Source organism: Pseudomonas sp. GW456-12-10-14-LB2 (genome assembly GCF_002884345.1).
GTDB classification, from domain to species: Bacteria; Pseudomonadota; Gammaproteobacteria; order Pseudomonadales; family Pseudomonadaceae; genus Aquipseudomonas; species Aquipseudomonas paraglycinae.
Window position 1 is genome coordinate 1 of sequence record NZ_POHV01000194.1, and the last position, 264, is coordinate 264.

Here is a 264-nt window from a genome sequence, read left to right on the forward strand (position 1 = left end):
CCATTCATAGGCACCGAAGGCATCGGCCGACTGGAAGTTGACGTTGGGGAGCTTGGCGATTGCTTTCAGCGGGCTGGTGCCGGCGGCGAGGATCGCAATGTCGGCCTGGTTGAGCTGCTGCACCTGGCGCGTCTGGCCCTTGCCGACGATGATGATGTCGTTGCCCGCGTCATCAGTGACGGGAGGAGCCTCCGGGACCGGGGCATCGGGTGCCGGAACGGCCGACGTGTCTCGGGCGGAGGCAGCGAGCGGCCACGCCAGGGC

The 264-nt window shown here is 67.8% G+C and carries 1 pseudogene; it reads right to left on the minus strand.

The annotated features are described in order from the left end of the window. A pseudogene (locus C1X29_RS30005) lies at window positions 1-264 on the minus strand (hypothetical protein); the annotation flags it as partial.